Here is a 14065-nt window from a genome sequence, read left to right on the forward strand (position 1 = left end):
GATCAGCCCGCGGCGGCGCGCAGCCGCGCGTCGAGTTCGCCGAGCTGGGCGGGCGTGCCGACGTTCTCCCAGATTCCTTCATACAATTCGCCGCTCGCGCGGCCGGCCTCGATGGTCGCCTTGAAGTAGGGCGTGAGCGGCCGGTGCGTGCCGGGCACGATGTCGCGGAACATCCGCGTGTCGTACACGCCGATGCTGCCGAACGTGACGCGCGGCGCGCCGGCGAGCGCCAGCCGGCCGTCGTCGCGGAGCACGAAATCGCCGTCCGGATGGAACGGCGGGTTCGGCACCATCACGAGATGCATCGCGGGCGCATCGAGCGCGGCCATCTGCGCGGCGCGCGGCGCGAGCGTCCGGTAGTCGAACGCGCAGTACACGTCGCCCGCGACCGCCGCGAACACCGTCGGCCGGCCATCGCGCTCGATGAGCGGCAGCGCCTGCGCGATCCCGCCGGCGGTTTCCAGCGCGTCGCCTTCGGCCGAGTACGCGAGCCGCACGCCCCAGCGCGAACCGTCGCCGAGCGTTGCCTCGAGCTGTTCGCCGAGCCACGCGTGGTTGATCACGATCGTCTCGATGCCCGCACGCGCGAGCGCCTCGATCTGCCAGACGATCAGCGGCTTGCCGCCGGCTTCGAGCAGCGGTTTCGGGCGGGTATCGGTCAGCGGGCGCATCCGGTCGCCGCGGCCGGCGGCGAAGATCATCGCCGTGGTCAGGGTAGTGCTCATGTTCGGCTGAGGGGAAGGACGGTGAGGGCGGTCAGAACGTATAGCCGACGTCGGCCGCGCCCTTACCCTCGAGTTCGTCGAGCAGCTTCGCGAACGGCACGAGCGGGCGGTAGCGCAGCGCGACCTTGCGCGCGTAATTCAGGAAGCGCGGCAGGTCGTTCAGGTAGTGCGGCTTGCCGTCGCGGTAGTTGATGCGCGCGAACAGCCCCAGGATCTTGATGTGGCGCTGCAGCCCCATCCATTCGAGCTGGCGGTAGAACTCGCCGAAGTCCGGATCGACCGGCAGGCCGGCCTTCTTCGCCTTTTCCCAGTAGTACGCGAAGCAGTCGAGCTCGAACTCCTCGTCCCAGCTGATGAACGCGTCGCGCAACAGCGACACGACGTCGTACGTCAGCGGCCCGTACACGGCGTCCTGGAAGTCGAGCACGCCCGGGTTCGGCGCGCACACCATCAGGTTGCGCGGCATGAAATCGCGCAGCATGAAGCCCTGCGGCTGCGCATGGGCGCTCGCGACCAGCAGCGCGAAGGTACGGTCGAGCGTGCCGCGCATCGCGTCGGTGACCGGCTTGCCGAGATGGCGGCCGACGAACCACTCGGGCAGCAGCTCCATCTCGCGGCGCAGGAACGCCTCGTCGAACGGCGGCAGCACGTCCGGCTTCGAGCTCAGCTGGAAGCGGATCAGCGCGTCGAGCGCATCGCGCATCAGCGGGCGGGCGGCGACCGGGTCGGCCGGATCGAGCACCGAGATGTACGACGTGCGGCCGAGGTCGGTCACGAGCATGAAGCCGGCGTCGAAATCGTGGGCCAGCACGTCCGGCACGTGGTTGCCGGCCGCGGCGAGCAGCTGCGCGACCTGGACGAATTCGCGGCACTTCTCGGGCGGCGGCGCGTCGACCGCGACCAGCGTGCCGCCGGGGCTCGTGGCCGACGCGACACGGAAATAGCGGCGGAAACTGGCGTCCGACGACGCGGGCGCGAGGGTCGTCAGGTCGAGGGCGAAGCGCTCGGCGAGCGGGCGCAGCCACGCGGTCAGGGCTTCGAGGCGGGCGTCGGGCTGGGATGCGGCGGATGGGGGCGTCATGAAACTCGGCGGAGGGGGGAACGTCTTGCCATATAATACCCCACGACTTTTTTGACGCGCCCCGCGTCAGCTTCCGCCGTGCAGGCCCGCCGCCTGTCGCGCCGTCCGCCCGATCGCCTCCCCGGTTTGCGCTCAGCCGCAGTCGCGGTGCGACGGTGCGGCCCGCCGCGCGCGAATGTGCCGTGCAGCTGCGGTTGACAAGGGGCGATTCGCCAAACGATAGATGCCGCCCAAACCGCTATTCCCGAATGTCTTCCCCGGTGACGGGGCGCCGCGCAAACGGCGGCTCGCGCTCGCGCTCCTGGCCGTGCCCGGCCTCGTGCCGGCCGTGTCGCACGCGCAGCTGTCGGGCGCGGCCGCGCAGCCGCAGCCGCTCGACTCGCCGTGGGACCTGCGTCTCGCCCCGCAGCTCGAGGATCATCCGCTGAAGGACGGCGCGAAGCCGGCCACCTTCGTGATTGCCGACCATACGAGCGGCACGGCCGATCAGGACCTCGCCGCGAAGGGCTCGGCCGAGCTGCGCCGCGGCGACGCGGTCGTGAAGGCCGACGCGCTCCACTACGATCAGGATACCGACATGGCCGACGCGTACGGCCAGGTCAAGGTGGTCAACGGCGGCACGTCGTTCGCGGGCCCCGAGGCGCATCTGAAGGTCGAGGCGAACCAGGGCTTCATGACGGCGCCGAAGTACCACTTCAACGTGACGGGCGGCTCCGGCAGCGCGGAGCGCGTCGACCTGCTCGACAGCGAGCGCTCGGTGTTCGTCAACGGCACCTACACCGCGTGCCAGTGCGCGACGAACCCCGCGTGGTACATCAAGGGCAGCCGCTTCGACTTCGATACCGGCGCCGACGAAGGCACCGCGCGCAACGGCGTGCTGTTCTTCCAGGGCGTGCCGATCTTCGCGAGCCCGTGGATGACGTTCCCGCTGTCGGGCGAGCGGCGCAGCGGCCTCTTGCCGCCGACGTTCTCGATGAACTCGAACAACGGGTTCGAGCTGTCGCTGCCGTACTACTTCAACATCGCGCCGAACCGCGACCTGACGATCACGCCGCGCATCATCTCGCGGCGCGGCGTGCAGACCGAAGCGACGTTCCGCTACCTGTCGCCGTCGTATTCGGGCACGTTTACGGCCAATTACCTGCCGGATGACCGGCTCGCGCACCGCAACCGCTACGCGATCTACTGGCAGCACCAGCAGAACTTCGGCGGCGGTTTCGGCGGCTACGTCTACTACAACAAGGTCTCGGACAACACGTATCCCGAAGACCTTGGGTCGATGAACCAGTTCATCAACGGGACGCAGACGCTGTACCAGCAGGAAGCCGGCCTCACGTACAACAACGGCCCGTGGTCGGTGCTCGCGCGCTACCAGCACTGGCAGACGCTGCCGCCGTCGATCGCGCCGTACAGCCGCGAGCCGCAGTTGAACGTGAAGTACACGAAGTACAACGTCGGCGGCTTCGACTTCGGCGCGGAAGCCGACTATTCGCGGTTCCGCATCACGACCGCCGACATGACCGAAGGCGACCGGATCGTCTTCAACCCGTATATCGCGTACGGTGTGTACGGCCCCGGCTACTTCGCCGTGCCGAAGGTCCAGTACCACTTCGCGTCGTACGACCTGAACCACCTGTCGTCGAGCACGCCGAACAGCCCGAAGCACTTCACCGAGTCGATCCCGACCGTGAGCTTCGACTCGGGCCTGATCTTCGACCGCTCGGTGCGCCTGTTCGGCCAGGACTTCATCCAGACCCTCGAGCCGCGCCTGTACTACGTGTACACGCCGTATCGCGACCAGTCGAACGCGCCGCTGTTCGACACCGCGGAATCGGACTTCGGCCTCGCGGAGATCTACCAGCCGAACACGTTCGTCGGCAACGACCGGATCGCCGATGCGAACCGGATCACGGCCGGCCTGACGTCGCGCTTCATCGATCCGCGCACCGGTGACGAGCGCGCGCGCTTCGTGGTCGCGCAGCAGTACTATTTCGCCGACCAGCGCGTGACGCTGAACTCCGGCCAGAGCGCCGTGCTGGCGCGCCACTCCGACCTGATCGTCGGCGCCGCGCTGAAACTCGGCTCAGGCTTCATGTCGGAGACGGCGTTCCAGTACAACCAGAACAACAACCAGCTCGTGAAGTCGAGCATCGGTTTCGGTTTCAGCCCGGGCGAGCGCCGCGTGATCAACGTCGGCTACCGCTACACGCGTGCGAACACGACGCTCGACAACCAGCCGATCAACCAGTTCCTGGTGTCCGCGCAGTGGCCGCTCACGCGCCGCCTGTATGCGATCGGCCGCTTCAACTACGACCTGGCCGCCGACCGGGTCGTCGACGGTCTGCTCGGCTTACAATACGACGCGGATTGCTGGGCGCTCGGAGTCGGGGTCCAGCGGTACGCGAACGGCGTGAACACGTCGGGGCAGCAGAATTCGTCGACGCGCTTCATGATGCAGCTGACGTTGAAGGGGCTGTCGAGCGTCGACAACGGTCTCGTGGCCGCATTCCGCGCCGGGGTGCCGGGCTATACGCCGCTGCCGTCCGCGCCGCCGCCGATGTCCCGCTTCAGCAACTACGAGTAACGCCGGCTTGTCTGCACCGGTCAGCACGATTTCAATGGAGTATCAGTGGCAATGAAGAAAACCCTTCGTTTCGCGGCAGTCGTGTCCAGCCTCGCCGCCGCCGCCGCGCTGCTCGCCGCTGCGCCGGCCGCGGCGCAGGCGCTTGGTTCGCATGGCGCGCAGCTTGCCGACGAAGTCGTCGCGGTCGTCAACAACGACGTGATCACGGGTCGCGAACTCGACCAGCGCGTCGGCCTGATCTCGCGCCGGCTGCAGCAGCAGAACGCGCCCGTGCCGCCGGCCGACCAGCTGCGCGCGCAGGTGCTGAACCAGATGGTGCTCGAACGCATCCAGGTGCAGAAGGCCAAGGACGACGGGATCCGCATCGACGATGCCACCGTGCAGTCCACGCTGCAGCGCCTCGCGCAGGCGAACGGGATGACGCTCGAGCAGTACCGCGCGCGCATCGTCGCGCAAGGCGTGCCCTGGAGCGTGTTCACGAGCGACGCCCGCACCGAGCTGATGCTGTCGAAGCTGCGCGAGCGCGAGGTCGACGGCAAGATCACCGTGTCGGATGCCGAGGTCGCGAACTACATCGCGAGCCAGCGCGGGCCGAGCGCATCGCAGCAGCAGGACCTGCGCTTCCAGCACATCTTCATCAAGGCGCCGACCAACGCGCCGCAAGCCGACATCGAAGCCGCGCAGAAGAAGGCCGACGCGCTGCTGCAGCAGGCCACGTCGGGCGCCGATTTCGAGAAGCTCGCGAAGAACAACTCGGAAGCGAACGACGCGAAGAAGGGCGGCGACCTCGGCTTCAAGGCGCCGTCCGCGCTGCCGGCCGACGTCGTCGAAGCCGCGTCGAAGCTCCGCCCCGGCCAGGTCAATCCGACGCTGATCCGCGTGCCGGACGGCTTCGAGATCGTGCGTCTCGTCGACCGCCGCCAGAGCCAGGGCGCGACCGCCGCGGCACCGAAGATCGTCCAGACGCACGTGCGCCACATCCTGTTGCGCGTCGGCGAAGGCAAGTCGGAAGGCCAGGCACGCCAGCAACTGCAGGACATCCGCAAGCAGGTCGAGGCCGGCGGCGATTTCGAGAAGTTCGCGCGCACCTACTCGCAGGACGGTTCGGCGTCGCAGGGCGGCGATCTCGGCTGGATCAGCCCGGGCGAGACCGTGCCGGAATTCGAGCGCGCGATGAACAACCTGCAGGCCGGCCAGATCAGCCAGCCGATTCGCACCGAGTACGGCTACCACCTGATCCAGGTGGTCGAGCGCCGCGAGGCGGAAGGCTCGGTGCAGCAGCAGATGGATATCGCGCGCCAGGCGATCGGCCAGCGCAAGGCCGAGCAGGCGTACGCCGACTGGCTGCGTGAACTGCGCGATTCGTCGTACGTGCAGTACAAGATCGGCGGCGTCGGCCCGGCGAACTGAGCGAGCTTCGCATGACGGCATCCGCGCTGCAGATCGCGATCACGACCGGCGAACCCGCGGGTGTCGGCCCGGAGCTGACCGTGCAGGCGTTGCAGGATGCCGCGCGGCGCTGGCCCGGTGCGCATTTCACCGTGCTCGGCGATGCCGCGCTGCTCGACGCACGCGCGGCGGCCGTCGGTGCCGACCGGGCGGTGCTCGCCGGCGGTGGGCCGGTGTCGGTCGAGCATCATCCGCTCGCCGTGCCCGCGCAGGCGGGCAAGCTCGACGCGGCCAACGGCCGCTACGTGCTCGGGCTGCTCGATGCCGCGATCGACGGCGCGGTGGCGGGCCGGTTCGACGCGATCGTCACCGCACCGCTGCAGAAGAGCACGATCAACGATGCCGGCGTGCCGTTTACCGGCCATACCGAATACCTTGCGGAACGCACGCACACGCCGCGCGTCGTGATGATGCTGGCAGGCACGGGCGAGCGGCCGCTGCGCGTCGCGCTCGCGACCACGCACCTGCCGCTGAAGGACGTGTCGGCCGCGCTGACGATCGACGGGCTCGTCGAGACGCTGGCGATCGTCGATCGCGACCTGCGGCGCGACTTCGGTCTTGCGGCGCCGCGCATCCTCGTGACGGGGCTGAACCCGCACGCGGGCGAGAACGGCTATCTCGGGCGCGAGGAGATCGACGTGATCTCGCCGGCGCTCGCACGCGCGCAAGCGCAGGGCATCGACGCGCGCGGCCCGTATCCGGCCGACACGCTGTTCCAGCCGCGCCATCTCGAGGGCGCCGATTGCGTGCTCGCGATGTTCCACGATCAGGGCTTGCCCGTGCTGAAGTATGCGACCTTCGGCGAGGGCATCAACGTCACGCTCGGGCTGCCGATCATCCGCACGTCGGTCGATCACGGCACGGCGCTGGATCTGGCCGGCACGGGCCGCGCGGATCCGGGCAGCATGGTCGCCGCGCTCGACACGGCCGTCACGATGGCGCGCCATCGCCGCGCGGCCTGACACGCACGAGCCTGACCTCATTCGTCGTATTTTTCGTTTTTCTCAGTCGATGTCGAACAGCAGACAGCACCAAGGCCACTTCGCGCGCAAGCGCTTCGGGCAGAACTTCCTCGTCGATCACGGCGTGATCGACTCGATCGTCGCGACGATCGGCCCCGCGCGCGGCCAGCGGATGGTCGAGATCGGCCCCGGCCTCGGCGCGCTGACCGAGCCGCTGATCGCGCGTCTCGCGACGCCCGAGTCGCCGCTGCATGCGGTCGAGCTCGACCGCGACCTGATCGGGCGCCTGCAGCAGCGCTTCGGCGCGCTGCTGGAGCTGCACCCGGGCGACGCGCTCGCGTTCGACTTCCGCTCGCTCGCGGCACCCGGCGACAAGCCGTCGCTGCGGATCGTCGGCAACCTGCCGTACAACATTTCCAGCCCGCTGCTGTTTCACCTGATGACGTTCGCCGACGCGGTCATCGATCAGCATTTCATGCTGCAGAACGAAGTCGTCGAACGGATGGTCGCGGAGCCGGGCACGAAGGCGTTCTCGCGACTGTCGGTGATGCTGCAGTACCGCTATGTGATGGAGAAGATGCTCGACGTGCCGCCGGAATCGTTCCAGCCGCCGCCGAAGGTCGATTCGGCGATCGTCCGGATGATTCCGTACGAGCCGCACGAACTGCCGGACGTCGATCCCGTGCTGCTCGGCGAAGTCGTCACCGCCGCGTTCTCGCAGCGCCGCAAGATGCTGCGCAATACGCTCGGCGACTACCGCGAGACGATCGATTTCGACGCGCTCGGCTTCGATCTCGCGCGACGCGCGGAGGATGTCAGCGTGGCCGAATATGTCGGCGTCGCGCAGGCGCTTGCAGCGGCGCGCAAGGCCGCGGAGTAGCGGCACGCGGGCGTCGCACCTGGCGCCTGCCCCGAGCGCGATCGACGAGGCTGCCCTGAGCGGGCAGCTTTTTTTTCGCACGGCGTTCGTCGCTGCCGGACCGCGTCCGCATCGCGCTACGCGCGCCGGCGCGGCGGCGCGTTGACGAGCGCGATCCCGGTCAGCACCAGCGCGGCCGCCGACATGAAGCGCCAGCCGACCGATTCGCCGAGCAGCAGCACGCCGAACGCGACGCCGAACAGCGGCGACAGGAACGTGAACACCGATAGCCGCGACGCGCTGTAGCGCGTCAGCAGCCAGAACCACGACAGGTAGCTGACGAACGCGACGATCACCGACTGGTACGCGAGGCTCGCGAGCGCGATCGGCGTGACCCGCGCGAACGACGTCTGGCCGAGCAGCGCGGCGAGCGCGATCAGCACGACGGCCGACACCGCGAGCTGGTAGAACAGCGTCTTGCTCGCGCTGGCGCGCGCGAGCGACGTCGAACGCACGACGACCGTCGTCGCGGCCCACATCGCGCCGCCGAGGATCCCGAGCGCGTCGCCGGCGAGCCCGGCCAGCACCGATGCGCCGGGCGCGCGCGGCGTCAGGAAGCCGTCCGCGAACGCGAGCGCGATGCCGGCGAACGCGAGGCCGACGCCGGCCCACTGGACGCGCTGCAGCCGTTCGCCCGGCGCGAACAGGTGCAGGCCGAGCGCCGTGAAGCACGGTGCCGTGTACAGGAAGATCGCCATGTGCGACGCGCTCGTCAGCGTGAGCCCGAAGAACACGCAGATGAACTCGCCGGCGAACAGCGCACCGGCCGCGATGCCCGCGCCGAGCGTGCCGTCCGCGCGGAACAGCGGCGTGCCGCGCGAGCGTGCCCAGCCCCACAGCAGGAGCGCGGCGATCACCGAGCGCAGCCCGGCCTGGAACATCGGCGGGATCGCCGCGTTGGTGCTCTTGATCGCGACCTGCTGGAGGCCCCAGATCGCGCACAGCAGCAGCATCACGCCGACCGCGCGCATGTCGAGCGCGCGTCGCACGGGCGTGCCGGCGAGCGCGGTCATCGGCGGACCTCGCCGATGCGGCGGGAAGCAGGCTGGGGCATGAGCAGAGACTTGGGCAAGGACATGGTCAGCGGCGGACGGACGGCGCGTCCGGCGCGCGCGAATCGGCGATTTCTCACGGCAGGCTGTGTGGCTGGAATGAGGCGGTGGTCGCGTTCTGGCTGCGGGCGGCATGCCCGTTTTTGGTGCGAAGTGGGAGGATGTTACCCGATCGATGGACTTGCCGGGGCCGTCGGGCGCGGTGATCTCCACCGCCGCACGGGCTTCGCGCTCGCCGTGCGGATGCTTGGGTATCGGCCGGTGGCGCACGGGGCGCCGGCGGCGGGATTGACCCGACTCCGGTAGAATTTCCGCTTCTGGAAAGTCCCCACAGGAGTACAACACATGCGTTTGCTGCATACGATGCTGCGAGTCGGCGATCTCGACCGCTCGATCAAGTTCTACACCGAATTGCTCGGCATGAAGCTGCTGCGTCGCGAGGATTATCCGGAAGGCAAGTTCACGCTCGCGTTCGTCGGCTACGAAGCGGAAAGCGCGGGCACCGTGCTCGAGCTGACCCACAACTGGGATACGCCGTCCTACGATCTCGGCAACGGCTTCGGCCATCTGGCGGTGGAAGTCGACGATGCCTACGCGGCCTGCGACAAGATCAAGGCGCAAGGCGGCAAGGTGACCCGCGAAGCCGGCCCGATGAAGCACGGCACGACCGTGATCGCGTTCGTCGAGGATCCGGACGGCTACAAGATCGAGTTCATTCAGAAGAAGGCGCACTGAGCGCCGGGCGCGCGGCGCACGATGTGCGTCGCGGGCAGGAAAAACGGGCGATGTGGAGGAATCCGCATCGCCCGTTTGTATTTTGGTGCGGCCGATCGCGTCAAAGCGCCGGCAGCAGTTCGGGCGGGTGATGCTTGAGCGTGTGCCGCGCTTCGCGGAATTCCGGGAAGATCGATTCGACGGTCTGCCAGAAGGCCGGACTGTGGTTCATCTCGCGCAGGTGCGACAGCTCGTGCGCGACGACGTAGTCGACGATCGACATCGGGAAGTGGATCAGCCGCCAGTTCAGCCGGATCTTGCCGTCGCTCGAGCAGCTGCCCCAGCGCGTCGCCGCCGACGACAGCGCATACATCGAATACGTGACGCCGAGCCGTTCCGCGTAGACCGCCAGGCGTTCGCCGAAGATCCGCTTCGCTTCGCCCTGCAGCCAGCCCTGCACGCGATCCTTGATCTGCTGCATGTCGGCTTGCACGGGCAGCGGCAGCGACAGCCGTTGCGCATCGGCGTCGAATGCGACGGCGCCCGCGCCGAGCGCGATCGTGATCGTCTTGCCGAGATAAGGGAGTTGCGCGCCGTCGCGCCAGTCGATCTGCGGCAGCGCGCGCTGCTCGGTGCGGGTTTTCCACTCCGCGAGCTTCGCGAAGATCCAGCGCTGCTTCTCGGCGATCGCCGCTTCGATGTCGGCGAGCGTGACCCAGCGCGGCGCAGTGATCGACAGCCCGCTGCCGTCGATCGTGAAGCCGATCGTGCGGCGCGCGGAGCGCTTCAACCGATATTCGAGCACGCGGCTGTCGAGTGCGAACGTGCGGACGCGGGAGCGATCGGGTGCGGGACCCGGATCGAGCGGCGCCGCGGGGACTGCGGGCGCTGCAGCCGCTTCAGGCGGCGACGGCAGCGCGGCGGGCGCCGACGGTGGCGGCGATGCTGCCGGCCCGTCGAAGAGCGGCAGGTCCATCTGGCGATGATCGAGTGCCACGATGGCAGGCCGTGGCCGCGGACGCTTTTTCATCAGTTCGCTTCGTTTCGTCGTACGCAACGGCTGCAATCCGGGTGATTCAGACGCGTGCGGCATCGCGCGTGCCGGCATTGCCCGGCTGGCGATACGCATCGGGATCGATGCGGCGCATTTCCGCTTCGATCCATGCTTCGACCTGCGAGTTCAATACGTCGGGCGTCTTGCCTTCGACCGGAATCGGCTTGCCGATCGACACGGTGACGACGCCCGGGAACTTCGTGAACGAATTGCGCGGCCACACCCGACCTGCATTGTGCGCGATCGGCACGACCGGCGCGCCGGTTTCGATCGCGAAGCGCGCGCCGCCCGTCTTGTACTTGCCCTGCTTGCCGACCGGCGTGCGCGTGCCTTCCGGGAACATGATCATCCACGCGCCTTCCGACAGGCGCTTCTTGCCCTGGCGGATCACCGACACGAAGGCATTCTTGCCTTCCTTGCGGTTGATGTTGACCATGTGCAGCAGCCCGAGCGCCCAGCCGAAGAACGGCACGTACAGCAGCTCGCGCTTGAACACGTAGCAGAGCGGCTTCGGCATCAGCGCCGGAAACGCGAGCGTCTCCCACGCGGACTGGTGCTTCGACAGCAGCACGGCCGGGCCGTCGGGCAGGTTCTCGTAGCCTTCGATCCGGTAGCGGATGCCGTTCAGCCAGCGCACGACCCACAGCGTCGACTTGCACCAGCCGGCCGCCATCCAGTAGCGCGCGTCGGGGCGCATGAACGGAAAGGCGATGAAGCACGCGGTGGCGTACGGCACCGTGTACAGGATGAAATAGATCAGCAGCAGCAGGGAGCGGACGAAGCGCATCGGCGTGGGTCTGACAGTAGGGAGGATGCGCGCGGCGGCCGCATCACTCGTGTTCGTGTGAAAGGAAGTCGAGTGCGAACGCGCGCAGGTCGTCATGGACCTGCGTGCCGTCCGGCAGGTTGCCCGCGGCGAGCGTCTTCTTGCCCTTGCCGGTCAGCACGAGGTGCGGCCGGAAGCCGACCGCGACGCCGGCCTGCAGGTCGCGCAGCGAATCGCCGACGGCCGGCGTGTGACCGGGATCGATCTCGAAGCGCTCGGCGATCATCTGCATCATGCCGGGTTTCGGCTTGCGGCAGTCGCAGTGGTCTTCCGACGTATGCGGGCAGAAGAACACCGCGTCGATGCGCGCGCCGACCGCGGCCGCCGCGCGATGCATCTTCAGATGCATCGCGTTGAGCGTGGCCATGTCGAACAGCCCGCGACCGATGCCGGACTGGTTGGTCGCGACGACCACGCGATAGCCGGCGTGGTTGAGTCGTGCGATCGCCTCGAGGCTGCCGGGCAGCGCGATCCACTCGTCGGGCGTCTTGATGAACGCGTCCGAATCGACGTTGATCACGCCGTCCCGATCGAGGACGACGAGCTTGCGGTTGGGGCTGGTCGGCATCGTTCGGCCTTTACGCGGCGAGCTTCGAGATGTCGGCGACGCAGTTCATCTGCTGATGCAGCGCCGACAGCAGCGCGAGACGGTTCGCGCGCAGCGCGGGATCCTCGGCGTTGACCATCACGTCGTTGAAGAACGTGTCGACCGGCGCGCGCAGCGCGGCGAGCGCCGACAGCGCGCCCGTGTACGCACGCGCCTCGAGCTGCGACTGCACGTGCGGCGTCACGGCTGCGAGCTGCTCGTGCAGCGCCTTCTCGGCGGCCTCGACGAGCAGCGTCGGCTGCACCGTGCCGTTCGCGCCGCCTTCCGACTTCTTCAGGATGTTCGAGATCCGCTTGTTCGCGGCCGCGAGCGCTTCGGCTTCCGCGAGGCGCGTGAATTCGCGCACCGCGTCGAGGCGCGCGACGAGATCGTCGACACGCGTCGGGTTCAGGCTCAGCACCGCGTCGACTTCGCCGGCCGTGTAGCCGCGCTCGCGCAACAGGCCGCGCAGGCGGTCGATGAAGAACGCGAAGATCGCGTCGGTCGATTCGGCGACGCCCGGCACGCCTTCGAAGCGCGCATGGGCCGTGCGCAGCAGCGACACGAGATCGAGCGGCAGCTGTTTCTCGAGCAGCAGGCGCAGCACGCCGAGCGCGTGACGGCGCAGCGCGAACGGATCCTTCTCGCCGGTCGGCGCGAGGCCGATGCCCCAGATGCCGACGATCGTCTCGAGCTTGTCGGCCAGCGCGACGGCGGTGGACACCGGCGTGGTCGGCAGCGCGTCGCCGGAGAAGCGCGGCTGGTAATGCTCGGCGCAGGCGAGCGCGACGTCGTCGGGCTCACCGTCGTGGCGCGCGTAGTACGTGCCCATCGTGCCCTGCAGTTCCGGGAACTCGCCGACCATGTCGGTCAGCAGGTCGGCCTTCGCGAGGCGCGCGGCGCGCTTCGCGTGCGCGGCGTCGGCACCGATCGCGGGCGCGATCTCGCCGGCGAGCGCCTCGAGGCGCTCGACGCGTGCGAGCGCCGAGCCGAGCTTGTTGTGATAGACGACGTTCGCGAGCAGCGGCACGCGGTCCGCGAGCGGCTTCTTCTTGTCCTGCTCGAAGAAGAACTTCGCGTCGGCGAGGCGCGGGCGCACGACGCGCTCGTTGCCTTCGATGATCTCGCCCGGCGTCTTCGTCTCGATGTTCGACACGATCAGGAAGCGCGAGCGCAGCTTGCCGGCGACGTCGGTGAGCGCGAAGTACTTCTGGTTCGTCTGCATCGTGAGGATCAGGCATTCCTGCGGAACCTGCAGGAATTCGTCCTCGAAGCGGCACGGATAGACGACCGGCCATTCGACCAGCGACGTCACTTCGTCGAGCAGCGACTCGGGCATCACGACCGTGTCGCCGTTCGCGTGCTCGTTCAGCTGCGTGCGGATCGTTTCGCGGCGATCGGCGAAGTGCGCGATCACGCGGCCCTTGTCGCGCAGCGTGTCGGCATACGCGCGCGCATGCTGGATCGCGACGAGGCCGTCGGACAGGAAGCGGTGGCCGAGCGTGGTGTCGCCGGCATCGACGCCGAACGCGGTGACGGGCACGATGCGGTCGTCGTGCAGCACGGTCAGGCGGTGCACCGGACGCACGAACTTCACGTCGGAGCCGTCCGGGCGCTGGTAGGTCATGACCTTCGGGATCGGCAGCTTCTCGAGCGTTTCGTCGAGCGCGGCCTGCAGCCCGTCGGCGAGTGTCGCGCCGGCCGCCGAGTAGTTGACGAAGAACGCTTCGGCCTTGCCGTCCTGCGCGCGCTCGAGATCGGCGATCGACAGGTTCGGATGGCCGAGCGCCGCGAGCTTCTTCGCGAGCGGGGCGGTCGGCCGGCCTTCCGCGTCGAGCGCGACGGACACCGGCAGGACCTTTTCGCGGACCTGCTTTTCAGGCGCGACGGCGCGCACGTTCTGCACGACGACCGCGAGGCGGCGCGGCGTGGCGTAGCGTTCGAACACGAGTTCGCCTTCGATGAGGTCGCGCGCCGCGAGGCGTTGCGCGAGGCCTTCGGCGAATGCGTCGCCGAGGCGTGCGAGGGCCTTCGGCGGCAGCTCTTCGGTCAGCAGTTCGACGAGCAGGGGGGCGGGATGATTGTGCGTCATGTGTGGATTGAATCTCGTCTC

Annotated in this window: 12 protein-coding genes; 5 read left to right on the plus strand and 7 right to left on the minus strand. The window is 68.5% G+C overall.

Translation table 11 applies throughout. The features are described 5' to 3' along the window. Nucleotides 1-2: 2 nt before the first annotated feature. Together murU and DIE17_RS05455 are read right to left on the minus strand one after the other, a co-directional pair. Nucleotides 3-725 (minus strand): N-acetylmuramate alpha-1-phosphate uridylyltransferase MurU, encoded by a 723-nt coding sequence (murU, locus tag DIE17_RS05450; protein WP_124488615.1) that lies wholly within the window; start codon nucleotides 723-725, stop codon nucleotides 3-5. 31 nt (nucleotides 726-756) lie between these two features. Then, on the minus strand, nucleotides 757-1806 hold the full coding sequence (locus DIE17_RS05455) for an aminoglycoside phosphotransferase family protein (RefSeq protein WP_124521051.1): 1050 nt from the start codon (nucleotides 1804-1806) through the stop codon (nucleotides 757-759). Between the two features lie 223 nt (nucleotides 1807-2029). On the opposite strand from DIE17_RS05455, the gene DIE17_RS05460 reads away from it, so the two are divergent. Genes DIE17_RS05460 through rsmA form a run of 4 tightly spaced genes read left to right on the plus strand, consistent with a single transcriptional unit; the run spans nucleotide 2030 to nucleotide 7681 of the window. Continuing rightward, the gene (locus DIE17_RS05460; protein ID WP_124521052.1) at nucleotides 2030-4390 is read left to right on the plus strand and encodes an LPS-assembly protein LptD; all 2361 of its coding nucleotides are present in this window, start codon (nucleotides 2030-2032) and stop codon (nucleotides 4388-4390) included. A gap of 51 nt (nucleotides 4391-4441) precedes the next feature. After that, a complete protein-coding gene (locus DIE17_RS05465; RefSeq protein WP_124488618.1) occupies nucleotides 4442-5800 on the plus strand; it encodes a peptidylprolyl isomerase in 1359 nt (452 codons plus the stop codon). Nucleotides 5801-5811: 11 nt separating this feature from the next. Further along, nucleotides 5812-6801, plus strand: coding sequence for a 4-hydroxythreonine-4-phosphate dehydrogenase PdxA (pdxA, locus tag DIE17_RS05470; protein WP_124521053.1), 990 nt, complete (start codon nucleotides 5812-5814; stop codon nucleotides 6799-6801). A 49-nt stretch (nucleotides 6802-6850) separates the two neighbouring features. Continuing rightward, the gene (gene rsmA, locus DIE17_RS05475; protein WP_124521054.1) at nucleotides 6851-7681 is read left to right on the plus strand and encodes a 16S rRNA (adenine(1518)-N(6)/adenine(1519)-N(6))-dimethyltransferase RsmA; all 831 of its coding nucleotides are present in this window, start codon (nucleotides 6851-6853) and stop codon (nucleotides 7679-7681) included. 116 nt (nucleotides 7682-7797) lie between these two features. Here rsmA and DIE17_RS05480 read toward each other — a convergent pair whose 3' ends face one another. Next, on the minus strand, nucleotides 7798-8733 hold the full coding sequence (locus tag DIE17_RS05480) for a DMT family transporter (protein WP_124521055.1): 936 nt from the start codon (nucleotides 8731-8733) through the stop codon (nucleotides 7798-7800). A 384-nt stretch (nucleotides 8734-9117) separates the two neighbouring features. Here DIE17_RS05480 and gloA point away from each other — a divergent pair, with 384 nt between their 5' ends. Then, nucleotides 9118-9507: a lactoylglutathione lyase gene (gene gloA / locus DIE17_RS05485; RefSeq protein ID WP_044846812.1), complete on the plus strand. Its 390-nt coding sequence runs from the start codon at nucleotides 9118-9120 to the stop codon at nucleotides 9505-9507. Nucleotides 9508-9607: 100 nt separating this feature from the next. Here gloA and DIE17_RS05490 read toward each other — a convergent pair whose 3' ends face one another. From DIE17_RS05490 to glyS, 4 genes are read right to left on the minus strand one after another with little or no spacing between them, the layout of a single operon-like run. After that, the gene (locus DIE17_RS05490) at nucleotides 9608-10516 is read right to left on the minus strand and encodes a M48 family metallopeptidase (RefSeq protein WP_124488622.1); all 909 of its coding nucleotides are present in this window, start codon (nucleotides 10514-10516) and stop codon (nucleotides 9608-9610) included. Nucleotides 10517-10562: 46 nt separating this feature from the next. Further along, on the minus strand, nucleotides 10563-11327 hold the full coding sequence (locus DIE17_RS05495; protein WP_044846811.1) for a lysophospholipid acyltransferase family protein: 765 nt from the start codon (nucleotides 11325-11327) through the stop codon (nucleotides 10563-10565). Nucleotides 11328-11370: 43 nt separating this feature from the next. Continuing rightward, a complete protein-coding gene (gmhB, locus tag DIE17_RS05500) occupies nucleotides 11371-11934 on the minus strand; it encodes a D-glycero-beta-D-manno-heptose 1,7-bisphosphate 7-phosphatase (RefSeq protein ID WP_124488623.1) in 564 nt (187 codons plus the stop codon). 10 nt (nucleotides 11935-11944) lie between these two features. Next, nucleotides 11945-14044: a glycine--tRNA ligase subunit beta gene (gene glyS, locus DIE17_RS05505; RefSeq protein ID WP_124521056.1), complete on the minus strand. Its 2100-nt coding sequence runs from the start codon at nucleotides 14042-14044 to the stop codon at nucleotides 11945-11947. Between the last annotated feature and the right edge of the window lie 21 nt (nucleotides 14045-14065).

This window comes from Burkholderia sp. Bp9099, assembly GCF_003857805.1.
In the GTDB taxonomy this organism is placed as follows: Bacteria; Pseudomonadota; Gammaproteobacteria; order Burkholderiales; family Burkholderiaceae; genus Burkholderia.